Raw genomic sequence first — 24,135 nt, 5'->3', positions numbered from 1 at the left:
CTGATGCGCCAGAAAAGCACAGCAAACCGGGATCTACCACCGCGCATGATTCGACGCTGCCACAAGCGCAAGAGTGGAAAAATCTGGATCTCTTACTACTACAACGGCAGAGACGCTGAAGGTAAGCGCAAAGAAATTCCCCTAGGACCCGACCTCGACCAAGCCAGAGTTGAGTGGGCGAGGCTAGAGCGACGGGCCCCACCGAAACCCCGTCACCTTCTGAGCTCGCTGTTTGACAGGTACGTAAAAGAAATCATCCCGACCAAGGCTCCGCGCACTCAGTCCGACAATATGAAGGAACTCAAGCAACTTCGGAAAGCATTTGAGCAAGCCCCAATCGACTCGATCACTCCCCAGGTAATCGCACAGTACCGAGATGCCCGAACCGCAAAGGTCCGGGCAAACCGGGAAATCGCGCTGCTGTCGCACATGTTCACGATTGCACGCGAGTGGGGCCTGACCAGCAACGCGAACCCTTGTTTCGGAGTGCGCCGTAACAAGGAGACTCCGCGGGACTATTACGCGGGCGATATCGTGTGGAATGCGGTTTACGCGGCAGCTGTGCCGGAACTCAAGGACGCCATGGACCTGGCCTATTTGACTGGCCAGCGCCCCGCTGACGTACTAAAGGTAGCCACCACCGATTTGAACGCTGAGTTTTTAATGGTCAAACAGGGAAAGACCGCGAAAAAACTGCGACTGAGGCTGGAGGACAACGGCGTACAGTCTGGGTTAAGCGCCTTTATCAACGCCCTGCAAGAACGCCGAGCCCTAAGCGGAATAAAAACATCGGCACTAATCACTAACGCTTCCGGCTTGCGAATGAGTCAGCAAATGCTGCGCAATCGCTGGGACGAAGCACGCGAGAAAGCTGCCATCAAAGCCGGCGCCGACGGTGACTCAGCCCTGGCAGTGCAGATCCGCCAGTTCCAGTTCAAGGATATACGCCCGAAAGCGGCCAGCGAGATAGAGCTAAAACATGCAAGTCGTTTACTGGGGCATACAACTGAAGAGATGACAAAGAAAGTTTATCGGCGAGTAGGTGAAATTGTAAAACCCACCAAATAATCACTACACCCAGCCTGAACTCCAATGAATGAACGCCTTGAAAAAGAGGCGTTCATTCAAGATTGAAAAACTCAGAAACCTTCCCCTCCGATCAAATCTCTAGGTATAGCGCGATAGGGTCGATGACAATTTGTTTACCCTCAACACGATGAAAGTGCTCTTCAAGTTCATGGAGAGCTTTTGTGGAGTTAACTACAACCTCACTTAAAGTCGGATTCGGCAACTCAAAGTTACTTTCATTCGAGCCCGCCTCACCATCAAGCCCTCTGAGCTGAGTCACCACACCCAACAAAACCAGTTCTACACTAGCAACTCTAGAGTAGGTTTTAAATATAAAATCCTCTGGATCCTTAAGACAACTTCTCTTTAAATCAGTAGTTATCGTGACGTCTTTTAGGGTCATCCGCAAATCCAATCGCCCCTTATAACCATGTTCAAGCACCGAAGATAAATTCTTATACTGCAACCGGTCATTAGCAATTTTATCGCGAGAAATCAGAGACTTGGACAGTTTTTCAAGCTGCCCTTTTAAAGAGCTAATCAGGGCTTTTTTATTGGCATTTACACCCAAAGCCTCTAGCTCAATCAAAATTTCTTCACGCCTATCATTCGCTGCGACGATAGACAGTGCTTCCTGCATATCCACGAGAGTATCCAAACTTTTAAGCAAGTCGGCTGCATCTAGAAAATTTGCCTTAGCCCGCACCCTTACTATCCTACGCCCTTCTTTATCCAGAGCCACATCATCGAAACTAGATTCACCAGAAAGAAAGACTATCTTTTTCAACTCAGTTAACTTTTCTTCAAACAATGAAAAAGCGTAATCATGAAGAAATCTTTTCTCTAAGCTTGCAGAGGCAGTTTCTATGATTTCGGCCATTCGCTTCCCACTCGCGACTGGTCCTTTTTGCTCTTCACTATCGGACGACGAATTTCTCGACTCCTTAAGAACAAAATCCGTCACCCCCTCCATTATTTGCGAAGATAGAGAGTACATTTTATATTCATCTAGATAAACGAAGCTTTTCACGCTCAGACTTCCTTTTCATAAAATCTTTATAATAAGAATTTCTTGTATTAATTACAGACCATACAGAGAACACACATACACCCAACAAAATTACGAAAGCAATAAAGTAAAGCCAGAAGTCAATCATTCACCACCCCCTTCTAAGTTGGAATAGGTCATCCTATCATAAACACACCAACAAAGAATAAAAGAGCCTATAGACAGAGCAACGGATATATTCAAAATTGAAGAAGTATTAATTTGTCGTATTGACTCTGCCAATAGAACAGCCGCATAAAGCGCAGCGTAAAATAGGACTATGAAAGTTGATAGTCCGACTATTCGATGACGCCACGAAACATCTTGAGCATCGTGGTATCTTACTTCATTCAAAAGCGATATCTGCAAAACTATTCCGAACGAAATAAAATCGGAGGGGCTAAATAAACTTACAGCGCCATCATTCATTACTGAGGATATCAGTATGCGAATAAATATTGGGACCATACCAAACAAAACCGTATAAAGAAGCCAAGCCCACTTCCTGTCGCTCAATGCCTTCATCATGTCCTCTTTGTTTACTAGGCTTAAACACTCCCTACTCCCCAACTCTATCTGGAATGATATCTAAACGCCAGAGAGGTTGAATGCACATCGCCCATGCCAAGCAATCTCAAAGGATTCTTGGAAAGAGCGGAAATGCATGGGGGTTGCGGAACGCATGCCAAAAGTTGCGGAACGGTTCTTAAATCGCAGGCAATAAAAAGCCCCGTAGACCATTGATCTACAGGGCTTTTAAGAGTGGAGGCCGAGGTCGGAATCGAACCGGCGTAGGCGGATTTGCAATCCGCTGCATAACCATTTTGCTACTCGGCCTCAAACGATCAATGCCCAAACCACTGACATTCACCGCATATAAACTTGAGTGGGCTATGTGAAGCCTGCCTCTACTCTATCTCATTGAAAACATTGAAGTTTTTTATGCCTCAGTGCGTTCGATGGCGGCAATTATGTACTGATTTGCCGGGGCTGGCAAGCCCTTGATTTCAAAAAATATTCTTCCGTGGAGCAGAACAGGGGCGGTTGGCCCCTGCTCTGCCTGGGCTTAGTAGCCCAGGGACAGTCCGGTATTGCGCCGTGGGTCGTTGGCGCCGTAGAAGCGGTTGTTGCCCACGGGCTTGCCGTCCAGGGACGGGGCGCCGACGAGGATGGCGGCCAGGTGGTTGGCGTCTTGGGGGCCGGCGAATTTATGGCCCCAGCTTTCGAGGATTTTCTGGGTGTCGGGGCTCAGGGCGAAGGTTTCGAGGTTGGTGGTGTCGGGCATCCATTGTTGGTGGAAACGTGGGGCGTTGACGGCTTCCTGGATGTTCATCTTGTAGTCGATGACGTTGAGGATGGTCAGCAAGGTGGCGGTGATGATGCGGCTGCCGCCGGGTGTGCCGATGACCATCACGGCCTTGCCGTCCTTGGTCACGATGGTCGGGCTCATGGACGACAGGGGTGCCTTGCCCGGGGCGATGGCGTTGGCTTCGCCCTGGACCAGCCCGTACATATTGGGCACGCCGACTTTGACGGTGAAGTCGTCCATTTCGTCGTTGAGGATGACCCCGGTCTTGCTGGCCATGACGCCGGCGCCGAACCAGTCGTTGAGGGTGTAGGTCACCGACACCGCGTTGCCCCATTTGTCGACGATGGAGTAATGGGTGGTGTTGCTGCCTTCATGGGGCGCAACGCCGGGTTTGATGGCCATGGAGTCGCCGGCTTTTTGCGGGTCGATGGCGGCGCGCAGTTTGGCCGCGTAGTCCTTGTCCAACAGGTGTTCCACCGGGTTCTGCACGAAGTCGGGGTCGCCCAGGTAGCTGTTGCGGTCGACGTAGGCGTGGCGCATGGCTTCGATCTGGTAATGGGTGCCTTGGGCCGAGCCGTAGCCCAGTTCGGCCATGGGGTAGCCTTCGAGGATGTTCATGATCTGGCAGATCACCAGGCCGCCCGAGCTCGGTGGTGGTGCCGAGACCACGTGGTAGCCACGGTAGTCGCACTCGATGGGTGCCAGCTCGCGGGTCTGGTATTTGTCCAGGTCGGCCTGGGCGATGATGCCCTTGCCGGCCTGGCTGGAGTCGACGATGGCCTTGGCCACCCAGCCTTTGTAGAAGCCATCGGTGCCCTTGGCGGAAATTTCCCGCAGGGTCCGGGCCAGGTCTTTTTGCACCAGCTTCTGCCCGACCTGCAGCGGCTCGCCTTTATTGAGAAAGATGCCACGCAGGTCCTGGTCTTTTTTGAACTCTTCGGTGGCGCTGTGCAGCATGTCGATATCGCCCTGGTCGAGGGCAAAACCGTCTTCCGCGAGCTTGATCGCCGGTGCGATCACTTGGGCACGTTTGAGGGTGCCGTATTTGCTCAGGGCCAGTTCCATCCCGGAGACGGTGCCGGGCACGCCGACCGCCAGGTGGCCCTTGGCGCTGAGGCCGGGGACGACATTGCCGTCCTTGTCCAGGTACATGTCAGCAGTGGCCGCCAGCGGCGCTTTTTCACGGAAGTCGAGGAAGGTCTTGCGCCCGTCCGCCAGTTGCACGGTCATGAAACCACCGCCGCCGAGGTTGCCCGCAGCCGGGTAGACCACCGCCAGGGCGTACCCCACCGCCACTGCCGCGTCCACGGCGTTACCGCCAGCCTTCAGCACGTCCACACCCACATGGGTGGCCAGATGCTGGGCCGTCACCACCATGCCGTTTTCGCCGGCCACCGGGGCCTGGGAGGCGGCCTGCACGCCACTGAATGTCAGGACCAGGGCCGTCGCTATCAAGGTTCGGGTAAGGGGTTGGTAGTTCATCCGTGGATACTCTGTTTATTAGAAGCATTAAACGTAGCTTCTTTCGCACGGCAACCCCAGTCAGGTGGCGCGTTTCAGACAGAGCGTGTCGGTGACGGAATGCTATATTCGCCCCGCCCTCCTCATTACCCTGAGACACACCGATGCCCACGGTCGCCGACCCGATTCATGCGCTGTACCACAAGATCACCTGGAAGCTGATCCCGTTCCTGTGCTTCTGCTACCTGGCTGCCTACCTGGACCGCATCAACATCGGTTTTGCCAAGTTGCAGATGCAAGACCAGCTGCAGTTCAGCGAAACCGCATTCGGCCTGGGCGCCGGCCTGTTTTTTGTCGGCTATATCCTGTTTGAAGTACCCAGCAACCTGATCCTGGAGCGCGTCGGCGCGCGGATCTGGATTGCGCGCATCATGATCACCTGGGGCCTGCTGTCGGCTTGCACGTTGCTGGTCACCTCCACCACGCAGTTCTATGTGCTGCGGTTTTTGCTGGGCGTCGCCGAAGCCGGGTTCCTGCCGGGGGTGTTGTATTACCTGACCACCTGGTTCCCCACCCATCGCCGGGGCCGGGTGATTGCGCTGTTCATGATCGGCCTGCCGCTGTCCAGTGTGATTGGCGGGCCGTTGTCCGGCTGGATCATGGGCCACTTCGACCAGATCGGTGGCCTGCGCGGCTGGCAGTGGCTGTTCCTGCTTGAAGCCCTGCCCAGCGTGCTGTTGGGGGTATTGGCGTTCTGGGCGTTGCCCAATACCTATCACCAGGCCAAATGGTTGTCAGCCGCCGAAAAGACCCTGCTGCAACAGCAGTTGCAGGCCGATGACAGCCAGGCCAGTCAAAGCCCACGGCGTTTTCGCGAAGGATTCTTCAACCTCAAGGTGTGGATGCTTGGCGGGATCGACTTTTCGATCCTGCTCAGTGCCTACGCCATGGGTTTCTGGATGCCGACCCTGATCCGCAACGCGGGGATCAGCGACACCTTCCATATCGGCCTGCTCACCGCCCTGCCCAGTGTGGCCGCGCTGGCCGGCATGCTGCTGATCGGCGCCAGCTCCGACAAACACCGCGAGCGCCGTTGGCACATTATCGTGCCGTTTGTGGTGGGTGCCGTGGCCATGGCCGGCAGCACGTTCTTCACCCATAACGTGGTCGCCACCGTGGCCCTGTTTGCCGTGGCCTCGGCAGCGATCCTCGGCGCCGTACCGGTGTTTTTCAGCCTGCCGGCGACCTTCCTCACCGGCACCGCGGCGGCCACCGGCTTTGCCCTGGCCTGCTCCCTGGCGAATATCGCCGGGCTGGTCAGTAACTCGTTGATGGGCCTGGCGATAGATATCACCGGCAGCAGCGCTGGAGCCATGTGGTTCTTTGCCGCCAGCTTGCTGCTCAGTTGTTTGCTGGTGATTGCGTTGCCGGCGAAATTGGTCAACCGCTAGGAGCGAGCACGAAGCTACATACCCCTGTGGGAGCGGGCTTGCTCGCGAAAGCAGTGGGTCAGTCAACATCAATGCTTGCTGGGCCGACGTCTTCGCGGCGATGCGGCGATCCGACAAGCCCGCTCCCACATTTGATCTTCACTGCTTTGAGCATTGCGTTCGCTCAACTGATCGGCATTAGGGCAAACCCGCTCCCACAGGGGGCTCAATGACCGCTATGGCCCATGCTACTCGGCTGCTGCAACAGTGCCAGGTCAATCTCCTCGAAACGCAGCACCCGCCCGCCGGTATCGGCCGCGATTTTCTGCGCCTCCGCCTGCTCGGCAAACGAGGCCAGCACCACGCCCATGGCGCCCTTGAGCCCGGTGCCGAGCACGTAGTAGGCGGTCTTGGCGTCGATCAGATGGGCATCGTCCGGGGTATCCCAATGGCTGCGCCCCATGTCATGCACATACAGCTTGGACTGGGCATGATGGTTTTCCGGCTGCAACCACCAGCCGAGCATTTCTGCCGTAGAGCAAAACTTCTTCGCCGCGCCCTGCTCCACCACCTCGCCCTTGGGCCCCGGGAACTCGCTGATCACCATGCCACACACATGGCACTCATCAGCCGGATGGAACGCCACCGGCCCGTCACCTCCCCCCGCCGCCACCGGTTTGTCACAACCGACCAACAGCAGGCTCAACAGTAAAACCAACCCCATCTTCATGCTTACATGCTCCACCGATAAAAAATTCATGCCGCGCGCCGGCCGAACAGCCAGTAGGCCCAGGCCAATGGCCCGGCGACCCACGCCGCCAGGCACAGCCATAACGCCGCCTCCGGCACCGCCAGGTCTGCGCCCAGGGCCATCACGCCCATGGACGCGGGGCCGGCATCGAAACCCGACAGGTTGATCAGGCGGTACACATCCGCCGGGTTGAACAGCAACAGCCAGGGCAGCAGCGTCGGGCTGAACTGGCCTTCGCTGAGCACCAGCAGCGCCAGCAACGCCAGGTCGAAGACCAACACAAAAAAGAACCACACCCCCAGGGCCAACCCAGCCGCCGTGGATTTCTCCGCCGAGACGCTGCTCAACACATACGCCAGCCCCAAAAAGCCCCAGCCGAGCAAGGTCGAGGTCAGCATGAAGCGGCCAAAGGCCCAGAGCAGCAGGCTGAACTCGACGTCATCCACCAGCAGCGCGATGGCGAGCATGGCGCAGCCGAATCCGATAAAGGTCGCCAGTGCCAGGATCAACCCATGCCCGACAAACTTGCCGAGCAGGATCTGCCCACGCCCCAGGGGATAGGTGAGCAATAGCAGCAAGGTGCCGCTTTCGTCCTCGCCGACAATCGCGTCATAGGCCAGCAGCAGCGCAATCAACGGCATCAGGAAGGTTGCCAGGCTGGCCAGGCTGGCGATGGTTGCCGGGATCGAGGTAAAGCCCAGTTGCCCGGACGCCGCGGCCCCGAGCCAGGCAATGCCGATGGCCAGCACCGCAAACAGCAGGCTGATGGCCAATAACCAACGGTTGCGCAGGCCATCGCTGAATTCTTTGCGGGCCATGTTCCAGATCGGCGTCATTGGGCACGCTCCACAGGGCTGTCCATGTAATGGCGATACAGGTCTTCCAGGGACGGCACGACAATTTCCACATCGCTGGGGCTGTCCTGGTCGAGCAACTGGCGCAGCAGGTCCAATTTATTGCCATTGAACGCCGCCACTTGCAGCCCTTCCGCGCCCCAGCGCTGGGTCACGTGGCCAGCCTCGCTCCAGCGTTTTTGCAAGTGCGCCGCACGTTGCAGGCCGCTGCTGCGGATCAGGGTGGGCAGCCCGGCCTCTTCGCGCAACGCCGCCAGGGTGCCGAGGGCCAGCAGACGGCCCTGGGTCAAGATGGCGGCGCGGTTGATATGGGCCTCCACACCGGGCAACACATGGGAGCAGAGAATGATGCTTGTGCCCTGCCCGCGCAGGCGGTCGAGCAAGCGATACAGGTCCTGGGTGGCAATCGGGTCGAGGCCCACGGTGGGCTCGTCGAGCAGCAGCAGGCGCGGCTCGCCAAGCAGGGCCTGGGCCAGGCCGAGGCGCTGGCGCATGCCCTTGGAATAGGTCTTGACCCGCCGCCGTGCCGCCACCGTCAGGCCGACGTCTTCGAGCAGGGTCTGGACCTGGCTCATCGGCGCGCCCTTGAGCCGGGCGAAATGCTGCAAGGTTTCCAGGCCGCTGAGTTGCGGGTAGAACGTGACGTTTTCCGGCAAGTAGCCGAGCATCTGCCGCACATGAGGGTCGCTGGGCGCGCGACCGAACACCCGCACCTGACCACTACTTGCCTGCAACAAGCCGAGGATCAGTTTCATGCTGGTGGTCTTGCCCGCGCCGTTATGGCCGAACAGGCCCAGCACTTCCCCGGGCGCCAGGCTCAGGCTCAAGTCGTGCAGCACAGTGGCGTGCCCATAACGCTGGGTCACGCCTTCGATTTCGACAACGGGCATCATGCAGGCTCCTTGAGCAGAGAAAGCGTGGGGTCTTGCATCAGCGGATGGCTGTCCATCACCCCCGGCGACTTGATCACCGGAAACGCCCGCTGCACCCAGCGCAGCAACTCGATGCCGGGGCTGTTCATCAACAGGCGCACCTGGGGATACAACCACAGCAGGCGGTCGACGTTATCGTTGGGCTCGTAGGCCACATCCCCGAGGCCGTCGTTATTGCGGTCCCAGCCCAGGTAGTCGCTCCAGTAATTGCCGCGGCCTTCTGCCGACCATTCCTGCAAGCGGGTGGCCACGTACTTGACCTGGCGCTGGTTGCCGACAAAGGCATTGTTGGCAATCCGGTTGTCTTCGGAGCCGGCCGTGAGGTGAATGCCCACCGCGCTGCGCCCGAAGTGGTTGTGTTCGATGCTGTTGAACAGTGAGTTGTAAATAAACAGCGCCTTGCCTTCGGCCCCGGTGATCATGGTGTCGCCGGTTGTGCCGTCGCGCACGTCGTTGACCACGTTGTCGCGCAAGGTGGAATAGGTGATGTAGTTCATCAGGATCCCGTAGTTCTGATCCTCCTCGGAGCGATTGCCGATCACCGTCAGCTTGCGGCTTTGCATCAGCGCATAGCCGGTGCGGGTGCGGCGAGTAATATTGCCGAGCACCTGGTTGTCGTTGGCGAACATGTAGTGGATGCCGTAGCGCAGGTCTTCCAGGGTGTTGCCTTGCAGCAGGTTGCCATTGGAGGTGTCGATGTAGATGCCATCGCGGGCATCGCGCACCTGGTTGCCGATCACCCGCGCGCCTTTGACTGCGTAGAGGTGGATGCCATTGCCCCGGTCCTGGGAGCGCATGGTCGGGTCGCCCTGGATCTGGTTGTCGATCACGCTCACATCCGCCGTGCCATCGACCCACACGCCAAAACCCTGGCCGCGCAGGCGGTTGTTCTTGATCAGGGCGCCGTGGGCCTTGGGCTGGATGAAGATGGCGGCGTTCATCGCGGTAAGGTCATGGCCCCAGTCGAGGAAGGTACAGCCCTCGACGGTGACGTCGGCAGCGTTGATCAGCAAGCCATTGCCCAGGCCCTGGCTGTGGATCACCGCACCGGGTTCGCAGGTCAATTGCAGGGGTTGGTCGATGCTGAAGGAGCCCTGGTAGTCACCGGCAGGCAGGCGCCAGTGCTGCGGGCCTGCGGCGACCAAAGGCAGGTCGGTAATGGGCAGTACAGCAGCGCCGGCGGCGGCCGAAAATAGCAGCCACACACACCCGGTCCATAACGTGCGGGGTCGAGCCACGGAGTCTTCCTTTTGATCAAAGCCCAATCTGTGGAGCGACACAGATCTGGTGTGAGAGCTGGCTTGCCTGCGATGGCGGTGTACCAGCCACCAAAAACAGTGGCTGAACCGCCGCTATCGCGGGCAAGCCCGCTCCCACATTGGTTGGTGCTCGCCGTTAAGCCCGCTCGACCAACATCCGCCCCACCATCTCCATATGCAGCGCATGGCAGAACCAGCTGCAGTAGTACCAATGCAGCCCCGGTTTATCGGCAATGAAGGTGATGGAAGAGGTCTGCTGCGGGCTGATTTCCATGCTCACGCCATGGTTGGTCATGACAAAGCCGTGGGTCACGTCCTCGATCTGGTCGATGTTGGTGATGGTCACGGTGACCTCATCGCCATGCTTGACGGTGAACTCCGTCAGGCCATAGGTCGGCGCCATGGACGTCATGTACACCCGCACTTTCTTGCCGTCGCGGATCACCTTGTTATCGGTCTCCAGCTTGATCCCGTCCTTGGCCGCAATGGCCACGGTTTCGGCGAAGAAGGGGTCGTTGCGTTCCCAGATTTTCTTGGTCTTGATCTGGTCGCGCCGCGCCATCACACAGTCGTGGGGTTCGGCGAAGGTCGGGCCGTCGTGGACCAGTTTCATTTCATCGCCCGAGATGTCGATCAACTGGTCGTTTTCCGGGTGCAGCGGGCCGGTCGGCAGGAAGCGGTCCTTGGAGAATTTGCTCAGGACCACCAGCCATTGGCCGTCGGCATCCCGGGTCTCGGTGAGCGAGGCATGGTTGTGGCCGGGTTGGTAGTGCACATCGAGCTTCTGCTTGATGTAGTTGACCTTCTCGCCGCCGTAGGCGCGGATGGCTTCGGCGATGTTCCACTTGACCACCTGGCTGTCGATAAACAGCGTGGTGTAGGCAAAGCCCCGGCCATCGTAAGTGGTGTGCAGCGGGCCCAGGCCCAGTTCCGGCTCGCCGACCACCACGCCGCGCGGGTCTTTGATCTTGTCGCTGAACAGGTCGTCGAGCTTGTCGATGGCAATGATGGTGCAGGTCGGCGACAGCTTGCCGTTGGCGATAAAGTACTTGCCGTCCGGCGAGGTGTTGCAGCCGTGGGGGTTCTTCGGCACCGGGATATAGCGGGTGAATTCGCTGTCCTTGCCATCATCGCCCTTGCGCCCGTCCACCACCGGCACCTTGACGCCGTCGAGGTTGATGAACTTGCCAGCCTTGATCGCCGCCTCGATGCGCGGGATGTTGAACACCACCACCCAGTCGCGCTCGTTGCGCATCATGCCGCCCAGGTCGGAGGCTTTCTCCGAGTTGTAGCAGGTGGCCGCCGCGTATTTGCCGGTGTAGTCCATGTCGGCGTTGTCGAGGTTGCCGTCAACGATGACCTGGAAGGCCATTTCCATCTTCTCGGCGTCGATCGCGTTGAACATGGTGAAGCTGTTCTTGTCCTGCAGGTCGAAGGTGTGGCCGTCATTGGGGTGCGGGATGATGAACTCGGCGTTGCAGAACACGTACTTGGTGTACGGCACTTTTTGCAGGCGCAGGCCGTGGATCGCCTGGGCGTTGGGCACGGTGACGATCTTGTCGCACTTCATGATGTCCAGGCGGATCCGCGCCACGCGGGTGTTGGCCTTGTCGTTGATGAACAGGTATTTGCCGTCGTAGCGGCCATCGGTGGTGGACAGGTGCGGGTGATGGCAATCGCCGTTCTGGTACTTGGCGCCCTCGCCCAGGATGCGCTTGCTCTCGTTGGTGAGGCCCCAGCCGGTGGCGGAATCGACGTTGAACACCGGGATACGCATCAATTCACGCATCGACGGCACACCGAGTACCCGCACCTCACCCTGGTGGCCGCCGCTCCAGAAACCGTAGTACTGATCCAGCTCCCCTGGGCCCACATGGATCTTCGACTTGGCTTCTTTGGCCGCCGCCGCAAAGGACTCGCGGGTAAACACCGTACCGCCGAGGGCCGAGGCCCCTGCCAGCACCGCGCCGGTGACTGCGCCGGAGCCAAGGAAGCCACGCCGGCTCATGCCTTCAGGTTGCGGGGTGGCCCCGGCTTTTTTCGATTCGCTGTCGTTCATGATGTGCTCCAGATGGGAAAAGTGAGTGCCCAAGGCCGTCATTCAGGCACCGCCACCTGCACCACCGGGATCAATTGCCCAGTGACGGGTGCGGCCTTGTTGCGTTTCTTGCGCTGGTTGATCAGTGGCGGGCATTTGTGGTCGTTGTGCCAAGTCATCTGGCAATCCAGGCAGTAGTGGCATTCATTGGCGTTGATATGGCCGTCGGGATGAATTGCCTGGATCTCGCATTCCTTGGCGCACAACTGGCACGGATCGCCACACTCTTTGCGCCGTTTGAGCCAGTCGAACAGCCTGAACTTGCTGGGGATCGCCAGCGCGGCGCCCAGCGGGCAGATGTAGCGGCAGTAGACTTTGCGCGTGAACAGGTTGATCACCAGCAGCGCCACCGCGTACAGCACGAACCACCACTGGCGGTCGAAATGCAGGGTGATGGCGGTCTTGAACGGCTCCACTTCGGCAAACCGCTCGGCGGTGGCCATCGACTCCAGAGACAAGCCAAACAGCCCCAGCAGGATCAAATACTTGATCGCCCACACCCGCTCATGCACGGCAAACGGCAGCTCGAACTGGCGTACCTTGAGCCTGCGCGCCGCCTCGTTGATCAACTCCTGCAGCGCCCCGAACGGGCACAACCAGCCGCAGAACACACCTCGGCCCCACAGCAGGATGCTGGCGGCGGTGAATACCCAGAGCATGAAGATCAGCGGGTCGGTGAGGAACAGCTCCCAGCGGAACTGCTGGAACAGCGCATGCACAAAGGTCAGCACATTGACCACCGACAGCTGCCCCAGGGCGTACCAGCCGATAAACACCACGGTAAACAGCAGGTAGCCACGGCGTACCCAATGCAACAGGCGCGGGCGCCGGGCCAGGCTGTCCTGCAAAAACAGAATCACCGTCAGCAGTACCAGGGCTGCGCCCAGGATCAGGATCTGCACGTGTTTCTGGTACCAGATCGTCAGCCACATCGGCCGATTCGCTTCGTCGATGGCAGCCTGCTCGGCGGCAGTCGGCAACGGGCGCTCCAGATACGCCTCGGGCATCTGGTAGGGCAATTCAAAACTGCTGAAGGTGCCGCTGACCGGGCCGGTCTGGCGCCGTACCAGCAGTTCCAGGGTCCAGGCCGAGCCAGGGTCGAACCCGGCCTGGGGGCGCACGATAAACACCGACATCTCGTCGAACTCGGGCATGCCCTCGGCGAACACGTCATACAGGCGCTGGTGGTCCATATCGCGGAAGCTGATGACATTGCCGAACTGGCGCAATTGCACCCGATCAAAAATCCCGCCGCGCACGTAGCCCGAGCCCTTGAACGAAAACAACCCACGCCCCAGCACCGCAATGGCCTGCTCGCCGGGCTTGAGGCCCTGCATCAGCACCCGGTATTGCGCGTCGCCCAACAGGTTGCGGCCGATGGTTGGCGCGTTGAGATCGGCCACATACAGGTCAATAAAGGTCTCGTCGACCTGCCCCGGCCCCGCCACTTCCACGCCTTCGGCCTCGGTGCCCTTGAAGGCCGCGTCCACTTGCCCGCGCGTCAGGTGCAGGCGGCGCACCGCGCCGTTGCCGGTCAACTGCGCCCAGTTGGCCGGCTCGAACAGGTCAGCGCGCACCAGCGCGACTTTCTGCGCGGTACTGGCCTTGTCCTTGATCAGCTTGAGCGACACCGCCACTTCGTGGGCGGCGCGCATGATCACCTCATTGACCACCATGGCCGTGACAGTAGCGCCGGCCACCGCATCCACGGTCACCGCCTGGCTGTCGCTGGAGTGCCCCACCACCACCCGTTGCTTGACGTTGATCCCGCTATAGCGGGCGGTGAAGTCATGCAGCTTGGCCTCGGGAATGCCGATCAACAGAATCGGCTCGTGGTGCTCCAGCACATAGGCATCACGGATCACCCCGGCCGGGTCGAGGATCACCTGGGTGTTGATCGGTTTGCCGGAGTACGCCGGGATATCCACCACGTCCAGGCTCTGGAACACATAGCCGATGACCGCGCCGTTGGCCGACAGCGTGCGCACCTTGAACTTGCCTTCGGCGGCGGAAATGGCGTCGGTCTGCGGGAAGATCTTGTCGATGCGCTGTTGTTCAATCGCGCCGTAGGACTTGGCCTGGGCCGGGCCGGCCAGGCTGAACAGCAGCACCAGGACAACCAACCAGGTGACGGGACTTGCGGCCAGTGTAGCGAGGGTCGAGGGCTTGGTGCGGTTCATGGGCTCACTGACTTCAACGGCCGGAATATGAAGTCGATGGTAGGTGGCAGCTGGCCAGTGAGCCCTTGATTGAAATCAAGTCTGGGGGCGGTGCGGCGTTTGGGCGCTGGCTACATACCCAACCACTGCGGCAGCGCCAGTGAGATAAACGGCACGTACGTCACCAGGATCAGGAACGCCAGGAGGATCATCAACCATGGCATCGCCGCGCGGATCGTCTGGCCCAGGGTCAGGCCGGTCACCGCCGAGGTCACAAACAGGTTCAACCCAACGGGCGGATGCACCAGGCCGATTTCCATGTTCACCACCATCACAATCCCCAGGTGAATCGGGTCGATGCCCAGCTTCATCGCGATCGGGAAGAAGATCGGCGCCAGGATCAGCACAATGGCCGAGGGCTCCATAAAGCTGCCGGCAATCAACAGCACCACGTTGACCATCAGCAAGAAGCCAATCGGCGTCAGCCCTTCGGAAATGACCCAGGCCGTGATTTCCTGCGGGATCTGTTCGGTGGTCAACACATGGGCAAACAGCATGGCGTTGGCGATGATGAACATCAGCATGATCGACAGGCGCCCAGACTCCAGCAGCACCTTGGGGCAATCCCTCAAGCGCATGTCCTTGTACACAAACAGCGCGACAAACGCCGAGTACACCGCCGCCACCGCTGCGGCTTCAGTGGGGGTGAACATGCCGCTGTAGATACCGCCGAGGATGATCACCAGCAGCAACAGGCCCCAGAACGCACGGCGCGCGCAGCCCAGCCACTGGGCAAAGGTCGCCCGGGGTTGTGCCGGCAGCTTTTTGATCCGCGCCACGATGTAGATCGCGATCATCAGCATCAGGCCCAGCAGCAAGCCGGGGATCACCCCCGCCATAAACAGCTTGCCCACCGAGGTTTCCGTCGCCGCCGAATACACCACCATCACGATGGAGGGCGGAATCAGGATGCCAAGGGTCCCGGCATTACAGATGATCCCCGCGCCAAACTCCTTGGGGTAACCGGAGCGCACCATACCGGCCACGGCAATCGACCCCACCGCCGCCACCGTCGCCGGCGATGAACCCGACAGCGCAGCAAACAGCATGCACGCCAGCACCGCAGCAATCGCCAGGCCGCCACGGATATGGCCGACACAGGCGTTGGCGAAGTCGATCAAGCGTTGCGCCACGCCGCCGGTGGTCATGAACGCCCCCGACAGCAGGAAGAACGGAATCGCCAGGAAGGTGTAGGCGTCACTGGTTTCAAACAGCTTGATCGCCAGGGAGCTTAACGAGTCCTGGCTGAACATCAGGATCGACATCGCCCCCGACAACCCCAGGGAAATAGCGATGGGCACGCCGAGAAACATAAACACCAACAGCAGCAAAAACAGACAGAGAATGGCCATCAGTCACGCTCCTTATGGCTGCCGGCCAACTTGCTGGCTTCACCGGCTTCATCGGCCAGCCCCAACCCGACCTGGCGGTGGGTGAACAGGCGGTAGAAAATTTCCAGGTAGCGGATCAGCACCAGGGCGAAGCCGATCGGCACGATCAGCGCGATATGCCCGACCTCAAGACCGAAATGGTCGAGGTCTTCAGCCCCGATCCCGGCCGTCAGCACCGCACTCACCCACTTGTAGCTGGCCACCATGAACAACCCGGCGTAGGCCAGGCAGCACAGACACGCGAGCATCCCCAGCAGGCGCTGGACCCGGCGTGGCGTCAGGCGTACCAGGGCATCCACCCCCAGGTGGCCGGCGGTGCGCACGCCATAGGAAATCCCGAAGAAAATCAGCCAGCCGAACATCGCCTTGGTCAGCGCGACGCTCCAGGTCATGTCCTGGGCCCAGGTCATGGTGCCGTCACCCAGGGCGTTGAAAAAACCGCTGCTCCAGGCCCACTTGTCAGCCAGGGCAAAAAACAGGGTGTAGATGTTGTTGAGCATGACGTAGACAAACGTCACCAGGGTCATGGCGGCCAGCAGGAAGGCGATAAAACCTTCCTCCAGGTGCTCCCAGACGCGCCTTAGGGATTGCATGGCAAAACCTCACGAAGCAGAGATGAGTGGTCGGGGTGGTAACCGGGTCAAAATGTGGGAGCGGGCTTGCTCGCAAAAGCAGTGGGTCAGTCAACATCAATGTTTGCCGGGCCGACGTCTTCGCGGGCAAGCCCGCTCCCCCATTGGATCTTGGTACACCCCGAAATCATTGGTTGGACGCGTCTGCGGCCTTGATCAGGTCAGCGCCAATCGGCCCCTCGAACTTCTGCCATACCGGGCGCATGGCTTCGCGCCACAGCTGGCGTTGCGCGGGGGTCAGTTCGATGATTTCACTGGTCTTGGCGTCGACGATCTTCTGCTTGGCCGACTGGTTCAGCGCTTCGGCCTGTTTGTTCACCTCGACGGTGACCTCGCCCATGATCTGTTCCAGGCTGCTGCGAATATCCGGCGCCAGGCCGTTCCAGAACTTGGCGTTGGTGATCACCATGTAGTCGATCAGGCCGTGGTTGGATTCGGTGAAGTACTTCTGCACCTCGTTGACCTTCTGGCTTTCATAGTTCGACCAGGTGTTCTCGGTGCCGTTGACGGTGCCGGTCTGCAAGCCCTGGTAGACCTCGGCAAAACTCATCTTGCGCGGGTTGGCGCGGATCGCCTTGAACTGTTCCTCCAGCACACTGGAAGCCTGCACGCGGAACTTCAGGCCGCGGGCATCCTTGGGCTCGTGCAGGGCCTTGTTGGCCGACAGTTGCTTGAGGCCGTTGTGCCAGTAGGCCAGGCCGAGGATGTTCTTGTCCTGCATCGACGTCAGCAGTTGCTTGCCTTCAGCGGCCTGGAACCGGTCGACGGCGGCCAGGTCGTTGAACAAAAACGGCAGGTCGTAGATCTGCACCTGCTTGGTGTATTGCTCGAACTTGGCCAGGGACGGCGCCAGCATTTGCACGTCGCCCAACAGCAGCGCTTCCATCTCCTTGCCGTCACCGAACAGCGACGAGTTGGGGTACACCTCGACCTTGACCCTGCCCGCCAGGCGCTCTTCAGCAAGTTTCTTGAACAGCAGCGCGCCCTGGCCTTTGGGGGTGTTTTCCGCTACCACGTGGGCGAACTTGATGATAATCGGATCAGCCGCCTGGGCCAGGCCTGCGGTAAACAACGTGGCGGCGCACAACAGCGCCCGAGAAAGCTTGAGCATGGGTATCACCTTTTTATTGTTGTGGTGGTTTCAGGCAAGGTGCCTGATGTGAGGCGTGTAGTGAATTTCAAATTTTTAAACCCTGCGTTCGGCCAAGCCGAACACCAGCCTTGGGAACAATGCCTATCCAGTGTGGGCACTGGTTTGGTCTGTCAGGGCTGTGCCGCCAGCAGCCTTTGGGCCCGCAGTAACACCGGCGCATCCACCATCTGCCCATCAATCTGGTAGGCCCCTGCCCCATGGGCGCCGGCCTCTACCACCCGTTGTGCCCAGGCCAGGTCCGCCGCGCTTGGCGCCAGGGCTTCATGGATCACCGGCACCTGCTTGGGATGGATGCACAGCGCCCCGGCAAAGCCCATTTCATAGGCATGCCGGATCGAATGGCGCAGGCCCTCCGGGTCGTCGATGGCCGGGTGCACACCGTCCAGCGGTGCCACAAGGCCGGCGGCGCGCGAGTGCACGATCAGCGCCAGGCGCGCCTGATCGAGGGCGAAATTCGCCGCCGCCGAGTGGCTGCTCAGGTTCAGGTCCAGCGCCAGGTCCAGGCCACCAAACGACAGGCGCTGCACTTGCGGCGCATGGGCGATTGCTGCAACCGCCAGCAGGCCTCGCGCGCTTTCGATAATCGGCCAGATGACTTTGCCGGTGGCGGCCACCACCGCCACCTGGGCGGCACTTTCTACCTTCGGCAGCAGCACCCCGGCCACGTTGCCGTGGGCCTTGCAGAACGCCACATCGGCAAAGTGCTCGGCGTGTTCCGGGGCATTGATGCGTACCCACACACAGGCATCGGGGTTGGCCGTTAAAAACGCACCGAGGTTATCCCGGGCCTGGCGCTTGAGCGGTTCTTCCACCGCGTCTTCAAAATCCACGATCACCGCATCGGCACCACTGGCCAGCGCTTTGGCAAAGCGCTCCGGGCGGCTGCCCGGCACGAACAAGGCAGAACGAATCAAAGGCATCACTGAACTCCTTTTTAGATAACGCCGCGCGCGCGCAGGTTGTCGATGGCCTCGCCCGAGTAGCCAAGCGCTTGGAGAATCCCCTGGCTGTGCTGACCCAGCCCCGGTACACCGTCCATACGCGGGGTAAACGCGGCGTTACGCGCCGGTGGCAATAACGACGGCAACGGCCCGGCCGGGCTGTCGACGTCACGCCAGCTGTCGCGGGCCTTGAGTTGCGGGTGGTCCCACACGCCTTGCATATCGTTGACCCGCGCACTGGCGATCTGCGCGTGTTCCAGGCGCTGGATCACGGCTTCGGTGTCGAGTTGGGCAAAGCTGTCAACAATGATCTGGCGCAGCACTTCGCGGTTGGCCGAACGCTTGAAGTTGGCCGAGAAGCGCTCATCCGTCGCCAGCGTCGGGGTGAGCAGCACCTTGTCGCAGAACGCCGCCCATTCGCGCTCGTTTTGCAAACCCAGCATCACTGTGCCGCCGTCGCCCGTGGGGAACGGCCCGTAGGGGTAGATCGTCGAATGCGCCGCGCCAGCACGCGGTGGCTGCGGGGCACCGTCGAAGGCGTAGTACATCGGGTAGCCCATCCACTCCACCAGGCTTTCCAGCATGCTCACGTCAATGCGGCTGCCCTTGCCGGTCTTGCCGCGCAGCAGCAGTGCCGACAGGATGCCGCTGTAGGCGTACATGCCGGCGGAGATATCCGCGATGGAACAACCGGCCTTGGCCATCTGCTCGTCACCAGGGCCACCGGTCACCGAAAGAAAACCACCCTCGCTTTGGATCAGCAGGTCATAGGCTTTCTTCTTCTCGTAGGGCCCGCCTTCACCGTAGCCGGAAATATCGCAGACAATCAGCCGTGGAAAGCGCGCCTGCAGCGCCTCGAACGACAGCCCCATACGCGCCGCCGCGCCGGGCGCAAGGTTCTGCACCAGCACGTCGGCATCGGCCAGCAAGGTGTCGAGGATAGCGCCGGCCTCCTCCTGCTTGAGGTCCAGGGTCAGGCTTTCCTTGGAGCGGTTGGTCCACACAAAATGCGAGGCCAGGCCGCGCACGCGCTCGTCGTAGCCACGGGCAAAATCACCGCTGCCCGGGCGTTCGATCTTGATCACCCGCGCCCCCAGGTCGGCCAGTTGGCGGGTACAGAACGGCGCAGCAATCGCGTGTTCCAGGCTGACCACGGTGATGCCGTCCAGCGGTCGTTGATTAGCAGTCATGACAATTCCTCAAAGCCAATGGGCCATGGATACGGCGCTGCGCAGGTTCCAGACTTTTTCGATCAAGGCGCTGGCCTGGGCCGGTGTGCGGGCGCCGCTGAACTGGCAGAGGCGCTGGAACTTGTCCGCCAACTGCCCACGGTCCAGGGTGTTGCCGGGGTCGCCCTTGGGTTCGTCAATCGCGCCGTGCAACGTGCGGCCATCGACGCTGGTAACGGTGACGCGGCCCAGCCAGCGTTGCGGATAGGCATCGTCGACTTCGCGGTCGAGGCGCATGCTGACCTTGTCGCGGAACGCAGCGACGGCCGGATCGCTCAGGGCCAACTGGTGAAACTCAGTGAGCCCGGCCTTGCCATGCACAGCAATCAGGCCGAGCACGGTGCCCATGGAGAATTTGGCCTGGTGTACGGTGGCCGGCACTGTCACGCGGCCGAGCACATCAATGGCGCCTTGGTAGACGCGGGTTTCGACCTTGGCGATATCCGCAGCGGCCAGGCCTTCGCGCTGCATCAAGTCCAGCAACGCGTCGGCGGCCGGATGGGTATGGCGGCACGAAGCGTGGAACTTGAACGAGGTTTCCAGCAGCGCCCAGCGGCTACCGAGGCCCGCGGACAATTTGCCCGGCTCGGCGTCAGTGGACATGCCGGCCGCCAAACCCTGGTCGCCTTCGAGGATATTGCGCGCACCGCTCAGGCCATCCGCCGTCAGGTACGCGGCCAGCAAGCCATCCGCGGCAGCCTTGGCAGTGTGCAACTGCTTGGAATCAGCCGCATCGCGCAGGAACTCCCAGAGCCCGGCAGCCTGGGTGCCGGCGCTGCCGAGCAGGTTGATGAATTGTTCTTCGTTGAAGTCCAGCAACTTGCCCACGGCCACCGCCGCCGCCAGGGTGCCGACCGTCGCCGTGGTGTGGAAGATGCGGTAATGGGAACGGCCCATGAACTCGCCGATGCGAATCCCGGCCTCATAACCGGCCACCGAGGCCAGCAACAATTCGCGGCCGGATTTGCCGAGGTCTTGCGCGGCGGCCAGGGCGGCGGGAAACACCACCGTCGCCGGGTGCAGTACCGAGCTGTTGTGCAGGTCATCCTGCTCCACCAGGTGCGACGAGGCGGCGTTGACCAACGCGGCAAAATACGCGCTGCTGCTGCCACCGTTGACGATTATCTGCGAAGGCCCGGTGGCCGGGCCCATCTTTTGTGCATAGCGCTCAAACAAGGGAATCGGGTGCGAGCCTTGGCTGGCCAGCGCCGAGGCCAGCCAATCCAGATACAGTTCTTCGGTACGCGCCAGCACCGCGTCGGGCAATTGCGCGTCATTCAACTCGGCGAGGAACCGGCACAAGGCTTGGGTATGGCTCATGCTCAGGCCCTCAGAAGCTGCGTGGCAGCTCGAGCAGATGCTCGGCCACGTACGACAGGATCAGGTTGGTGGAGATCGGCGCCACCTGGTACAGGCGCGTCTCGCGGAATTTGCGCTCCACGTCGTACTCGCAGGCAAACCCGAAGCCGCCGTGGGTTTGCAGGCAGGCGTTGGCCGCTTCCCAGGATGCCTTGGCTGCCAGGTACTTGGCCATATTGGCACTGGCCCCGGCATTGGCGCCGCGGTCGTATTCCTCACAGGCACGCCAGCGCATCAGGTCCGCCGCCTCGATTTCGATATGGGCTTCGGCAATCGGGAACTGCACCCCCTGGTTCTGCCCGATGGGCCGGCCAAACACCACGCGGTCGCGGGCATAGGCGCTGGCCTTTTCGATAAACCAGCGGCCGTCGCCGATGCATTCGGCGGCAATCAGCGTACGTTCGGCGTTGAGACCGTCGAGGATGTATTTGAAGCCCTTGCCCTCCTCACCGATCAAGCTGTCGAGGGGCAGTTCGAGGTTGTCGAAGAACAGCTCGTTGGTCTCGTGGTTGACCATATTGGCGATGGGCTGCACGGTCAGGCCGTTGCCGATGGCCGCGCGCAGATCCACCAGGAAGATCGACATGCCTTCGGACTTTTTCTTCACCTCGGCCAGCGGCGTGGTACGCGCCAGCAGGATCATCAAGTCAGAATGCTGCACCCGCGAGATCCACACCTTTTGCCCGTTGATCACGTATTTGTCGCCGCGCCGAATCGCGGTGGTCTTGATCTTGGTGGTGTCGGTGCCGGTGGTGGGCTCGGTGACGCCCATGGACTGCAGACGCAGTTCGCCGCTGGCCAGCTTGGGCAGGTAGAAGCGCTTTTGCGCCTCGCTGCCATGGCGCAACAGGGTGAACATGTTGTACATCTGCCCGTGGACGGTGCCGGAGTTGCCGCCGCAGCGGTTGACCTCTTCAAGGATCACCGAGGCTTCGGCCAGGCCCAGGCCGGAGCCGCCGTATTCCTCGGGAATCATCGCCGACAGCCAGCCGGCGTCCGTCAGGGCCTTGACGAAGGCTTCGGGGAAACCCTTTTCTTCATCGACTTTGCGCCAGTAAGCGGCGTCGAATTCAGCGCACAAGGCACGCACGCCTTCGCGGATGGCGTTGAGTTCTTCGTTGTCATTGGGGTTCATTAACGGCTCTCCGCCTGTTGTTCTTGGATTATTCGAAATGCACTTCAGCCTGCTGCGCCAAGCCAGCAGCGTTACCGGCCCACAGCTGTGCGACACCTGACGCCGTCACCCGCCCGCCCACCTCAAACGGCTGCGGCGCAATCAACGGGCGCACGCCGCGATAGGCAAAACGGCGCAAGGTGGCTTCGGGATGTGTCCGGCAGAAGGCGCGCAGGCTCAAGGTGGCGATCAGCGGCCCATGCACCACCAGCCCTGCATAGCCTTCACTGCCGGTCACGTAGGGGTAGTCGTAGTGGATGCGGTGACCGTTGAAGGTCACGGCGCTGTAGCGGAACAGCAAGGTGGGCGTGGGCTCGATCACCTCAACCCACTCGCCCCGGGCCAGGGCATCGCCGCTGCCGGCCTTGGGCGGTGTGGGCTCGCGGTAGACGATGTCCTGTTCCTCACGGATTGCCAGGCGGCCCTCCTGGGAGTAGTGGTGGCGCACGGTGACAAACAGCAACGAACCGCTGCGCCCGGTCTTTTCCTCGACCTGGGTGATGGTCGACACGCGGGTCGCCGACTCACCGGCACGCAAGGCGTGCAGGAACTCGATACGCCCACCGGCCCACATGCGGTTGCGGTTATCGGCCGGCGGCAGGAACCCGCCACGGGCCGGGTGGCCGTCGGCGCCCAGGGCGGTTTCCGCCAGCGGGTCCTGGAAGAAGCACCACTGCCATAGCGGCGGTAAATCTGCTCCGTCGTCCGGCACCGCCTCGCCGAAGGTGGCGGCAATACGCTTGAGTAGGTTACGGCTCAAATGGTCGTGGGCGGTTTCGCTTCGGCCAATCCAATCAGTGGCGCTCATCGGGGGCAGGTCCTCGGGCAGTGAGTGTCTGCCCCGGATAATGCAAGCGCCTGGCCGTTCTGAGAATTTGCATTTCAATAAACCAGCGTTCGGTTATGCTGAACGCCGCTATCCTCACCTGGGAGCCTTGCATGCACTTCGACCTGGCCGACCTGCGCCTGTTTATCCATATCGCCGAATCCCCCAGCCTGACCCAGGGCGCCAAGCGTGCGTTCCTCTCGCCGGCAGCCGCCAGTGCACGGATCAAGGCCCTGGAGGGCCAGTTGGATACGCGCCTGCTGTACCGTGACAGTCGCGGCGTGGAAGTCACCCCGGCCGGTGAACGGCTGCTGCATCACGCGCGACTGATCATGCGCCAGGTCGATTACCTGAAAAGCGAATTCACCCAATATGGCGCCGACTCTGCCGGGCATATCCGCATCTTTGCCAATACCACCGCAGTCACCGAGTTTCTCCCGGAAATCCTCGCCGGCTTCCTCTCCCAGCGCCCCGGCGTAACGGTCGACCTGCAAGAACGCCTGTCCCGCGACATCGTGCGCGGGGTGCTCGACGGCACCAGCGACATGGGCATCATCGCCGGCCCTGTGCAGGCGCCGGGCTTGCAGGTCTTGCACTTCAGCACTGACCACCTGGTGCTGACGGTGCCGGTGGGCCATCCCCTGGCCAACCAGCCGTCGGTGACCCTGGAGCAGACCCTGGCCTATCAGCATATCGGCCTGCACGAGGGCAGCACCTTGCTCAGTTTCTTGCGTGAACACGTCGAGCGCCTGGGCAAGCAACTGTCCCTGCGCATCCAGATGTCGAGTTTTGAAGCGATCTGCCGCATGGTCGAGGCCGGGGTCGGCATTGGCATCATCCCCGAGTCCGCCGCCGTGCGGCACAGCCGGACCATGCAACTGGTGACCATCAAGCTTGATGAAAGCTGGGCGGTGCGCGAACGCAGCATCCTGGTACGCGAACTGGATGCCCTGCCGGGCGCGATCCGCGCACTGATTGCGACCCTGATGCCCGCCGCTTAA

19 protein-coding genes and 1 tRNA gene are annotated in these 24,135 nt (G+C 60.7%); 3 read left to right on the top strand and 17 right to left on the bottom strand.

Features of this window, described 5'->3' with window-relative positions:
• Positions 1-3 precede the first annotated feature (3 nt).
• Positions 4-1,068, top strand: coding sequence for a tyrosine-type recombinase/integrase (locus tag PSFL_RS01415; protein WP_397469578.1), 1,065 nt, complete (start codon positions 4-6; stop codon positions 1,066-1,068).
• Between the two features lie 91 nt (positions 1,069-1,159).
• On the opposite strand, the gene PSFL_RS01410 is transcribed toward PSFL_RS01415, so the two are convergent.
• From PSFL_RS01410 to ggt, 3 genes are all read right to left on the bottom strand, one after another.
• Positions 1,160-2,098 (bottom strand): hypothetical protein, encoded by a 939-nt coding sequence (locus PSFL_RS01410; protein WP_397469577.1) that lies wholly within the window; start codon positions 2,096-2,098, stop codon positions 1,160-1,162.
• Positions 2,099-2,879: 781 nt separating this feature from the next.
• Positions 2,880-2,953, bottom strand: a tRNA-Cys gene (locus PSFL_RS01405).
• Positions 2,954-3,182: 229 nt separating this feature from the next.
• Positions 3,183-4,907 (bottom strand): gamma-glutamyltransferase, encoded by a 1,725-nt coding sequence (gene ggt / locus PSFL_RS01400; RefSeq protein ID WP_057959811.1) that lies wholly within the window; start codon positions 4,905-4,907, stop codon positions 3,183-3,185.
• A gap of 143 nt (positions 4,908-5,050) precedes the next feature.
• Here ggt and PSFL_RS01395 point away from each other — a divergent pair, with 143 nt between their 5' ends.
• Positions 5,051-6,337 (top strand): MFS transporter, encoded by a 1,287-nt coding sequence (locus PSFL_RS01395; protein ID WP_057439638.1) that lies wholly within the window; start codon positions 5,051-5,053, stop codon positions 6,335-6,337.
• Positions 6,338-6,542: 205 nt separating this feature from the next.
• On the opposite strand, the gene PSFL_RS01390 is transcribed toward PSFL_RS01395, so the two are convergent.
• From PSFL_RS01390 to PSFL_RS01325, 14 genes are all read right to left on the bottom strand, one after another.
• Complete coding sequence (locus PSFL_RS01390) at positions 6,543-7,076, bottom strand: nitrous oxide reductase accessory protein NosL (RefSeq protein ID WP_397469576.1); 534 nt, start codon at positions 7,074-7,076, stop codon at positions 6,543-6,545.
• Entirely contained in the window at positions 7,073-7,903 is an 831-nt protein-coding gene (locus tag PSFL_RS01385) for an ABC transporter permease (RefSeq protein ID WP_057439640.1), read from the bottom strand. Before PSFL_RS01385 ends, PSFL_RS01390 begins: the two co-directional genes overlap by 4 nt.
• Entirely contained in the window at positions 7,900-8,811 is a 912-nt protein-coding gene (locus tag PSFL_RS01380; protein WP_397469661.1) for an ABC transporter ATP-binding protein, read from the bottom strand. Before PSFL_RS01380 ends, PSFL_RS01385 begins: the two co-directional genes overlap by 4 nt.
• On the bottom strand, positions 8,811-10,058 hold the full coding sequence (locus tag PSFL_RS01375; protein ID WP_186625865.1) for a nitrous oxide reductase family maturation protein NosD: 1,248 nt from the start codon (positions 10,056-10,058) through the stop codon (positions 8,811-8,813). Before PSFL_RS01375 ends, PSFL_RS01380 begins: the two co-directional genes overlap by 1 nt.
• 190 nt (positions 10,059-10,248) lie before the next feature.
• Complete coding sequence (gene nosZ, locus PSFL_RS01370) at positions 10,249-12,171, bottom strand: TAT-dependent nitrous-oxide reductase (protein WP_397469575.1); 1,923 nt, start codon at positions 12,169-12,171, stop codon at positions 10,249-10,251.
• Between the two features lie 38 nt (positions 12,172-12,209).
• A complete protein-coding gene (gene nosR / locus PSFL_RS01365) occupies positions 12,210-14,390 on the bottom strand; it encodes a transcriptional regulator NosR (protein WP_397469574.1) in 2,181 nt (726 codons plus the stop codon).
• Positions 14,391-14,500: 110 nt separating this feature from the next.
• Entirely contained in the window at positions 14,501-15,781 is a 1,281-nt protein-coding gene (gene dctM, locus PSFL_RS01360; protein ID WP_057439643.1) for a C4-dicarboxylate TRAP transporter large permease protein DctM, read from the bottom strand.
• Positions 15,781-16,413, bottom strand: a complete 633-nt coding sequence (locus PSFL_RS01355; protein ID WP_169961389.1) for a TRAP transporter small permease — start codon at positions 16,411-16,413, stop codon at positions 15,781-15,783. Before PSFL_RS01355 ends, dctM begins: the two co-directional genes overlap by 1 nt.
• A gap of 166 nt (positions 16,414-16,579) precedes the next feature.
• Positions 16,580-17,563 (bottom strand): TRAP transporter substrate-binding protein, encoded by a 984-nt coding sequence (locus tag PSFL_RS01350; protein WP_057439645.1) that lies wholly within the window; start codon positions 17,561-17,563, stop codon positions 16,580-16,582.
• A gap of 152 nt (positions 17,564-17,715) precedes the next feature.
• Positions 17,716-18,525: a CoA ester lyase gene (locus PSFL_RS01345; protein WP_115128036.1), complete on the bottom strand. Its 810-nt coding sequence runs from the start codon at positions 18,523-18,525 to the stop codon at positions 17,716-17,718.
• A 14-nt stretch (positions 18,526-18,539) separates the two neighbouring features.
• Positions 18,540-19,736, bottom strand: a complete 1,197-nt coding sequence (locus PSFL_RS01340; RefSeq protein ID WP_057439647.1) for a CaiB/BaiF CoA-transferase family protein — start codon at positions 19,734-19,736, stop codon at positions 18,540-18,542.
• 9 nt (positions 19,737-19,745) lie between these two features.
• Positions 19,746-21,095, bottom strand: coding sequence for an MmgE/PrpD family protein (locus PSFL_RS01335; protein ID WP_169961387.1), 1,350 nt, complete (start codon positions 21,093-21,095; stop codon positions 19,746-19,748).
• 10 nt (positions 21,096-21,105) lie between these two features.
• Entirely contained in the window at positions 21,106-22,269 is a 1,164-nt protein-coding gene (locus PSFL_RS01330) for an acyl-CoA dehydrogenase family protein (protein ID WP_057439649.1), read from the bottom strand.
• A gap of 28 nt (positions 22,270-22,297) precedes the next feature.
• Positions 22,298-23,116 (bottom strand): MaoC family dehydratase N-terminal domain-containing protein, encoded by an 819-nt coding sequence (locus PSFL_RS01325; RefSeq protein WP_397469573.1) that lies wholly within the window; start codon positions 23,114-23,116, stop codon positions 22,298-22,300.
• Between the two features lie 131 nt (positions 23,117-23,247).
• Here PSFL_RS01325 and PSFL_RS01320 point away from each other — a divergent pair, with 131 nt between their 5' ends.
• The gene (locus PSFL_RS01320) at positions 23,248-24,135 is read left to right on the top strand and encodes a LysR family transcriptional regulator (protein WP_057439675.1); all 888 of its coding nucleotides are present in this window, start codon (positions 23,248-23,250) and stop codon (positions 24,133-24,135) included.

Origin of the sequence: Pseudomonas sp. DD1 (genome assembly GCF_044510355.1) — a bacterium.
Lineage (GTDB): Bacteria > Pseudomonadota > Gammaproteobacteria > Pseudomonadales > Pseudomonadaceae > Aquipseudomonas > Aquipseudomonas shahriarae.
Note: the sequence above shows the minus strand (reverse complement) of the source record. Positions and strands in the feature narration are given on the sequence as shown.

What these genes read in the sequence shown, in the direction of transcription:
- PSFL_RS01415 (WP_397469578.1), top strand. Translation starts at nt 4, where the DNA reads ATGCGCCAGAAAAGCACAGCAAACCGGGATCTACCACCGCGCATGATT.
- ggt (WP_057959811.1), bottom strand. Translation starts at nt 4,907, where the DNA reads ATGAACTACCAACCCCTTACCCGAACCTTGATAGCGACGGCCCTGGTC.
- PSFL_RS01395 (WP_057439638.1), top strand. Translation starts at nt 5,051, where the DNA reads ATGCCCACGGTCGCCGACCCGATTCATGCGCTGTACCACAAGATCACC.
- PSFL_RS01390 (WP_397469576.1), bottom strand. Translation starts at nt 7,076, where the DNA reads ATGAATTTTTTATCGGTGGAGCATGTAAGCATGAAGATGGGGTTGGTT.
- PSFL_RS01385 (WP_057439640.1), bottom strand. Translation starts at nt 7,903, where the DNA reads ATGACGCCGATCTGGAACATGGCCCGCAAAGAATTCAGCGATGGCCTG.
- PSFL_RS01380 (WP_397469661.1), bottom strand. Translation starts at nt 8,811, where the DNA reads ATGCCCGTTGTCGAAATCGAAGGCGTGACCCAGCGTTATGGGCACGCC.
- nosZ (WP_397469575.1), bottom strand. Translation starts at nt 12,171, where the DNA reads ATGAACGACAGCGAATCGAAAAAAGCCGGGGCCACCCCGCAACCTGAA.
- nosR (WP_397469574.1), bottom strand. Translation starts at nt 14,390, where the DNA reads ATGAACCGCACCAAGCCCTCGACCCTCGCTACACTGGCCGCAAGTCCC.
- dctM (WP_057439643.1), bottom strand. Translation starts at nt 15,781, where the DNA reads ATGGCCATTCTCTGTCTGTTTTTGCTGCTGTTGGTGTTTATGTTTCTC.
- PSFL_RS01355 (WP_169961389.1), bottom strand. Translation starts at nt 16,413, where the DNA reads ATGCAATCCCTAAGGCGCGTCTGGGAGCACCTGGAGGAAGGTTTTATC.
- PSFL_RS01350 (WP_057439645.1), bottom strand. Translation starts at nt 17,563, where the DNA reads ATGCTCAAGCTTTCTCGGGCGCTGTTGTGCGCCGCCACGTTGTTTACC.
- PSFL_RS01345 (WP_115128036.1), bottom strand. Translation starts at nt 18,525, where the DNA reads ATGCCTTTGATTCGTTCTGCCTTGTTCGTGCCGGGCAGCCGCCCGGAG.
- PSFL_RS01340 (WP_057439647.1), bottom strand. Translation starts at nt 19,736, where the DNA reads ATGACTGCTAATCAACGACCGCTGGACGGCATCACCGTGGTCAGCCTG.
- PSFL_RS01335 (WP_169961387.1), bottom strand. Translation starts at nt 21,095, where the DNA reads ATGAGCCATACCCAAGCCTTGTGCCGGTTCCTCGCCGAGTTGAATGAC.
- PSFL_RS01330 (WP_057439649.1), bottom strand. Translation starts at nt 22,269, where the DNA reads ATGAACCCCAATGACAACGAAGAACTCAACGCCATCCGCGAAGGCGTG.
- PSFL_RS01325 (WP_397469573.1), bottom strand. Translation starts at nt 23,116, where the DNA reads ATGAGCGCCACTGATTGGATTGGCCGAAGCGAAACCGCCCACGACCAT.
- PSFL_RS01320 (WP_057439675.1), top strand. Translation starts at nt 23,248, where the DNA reads ATGCACTTCGACCTGGCCGACCTGCGCCTGTTTATCCATATCGCCGAA.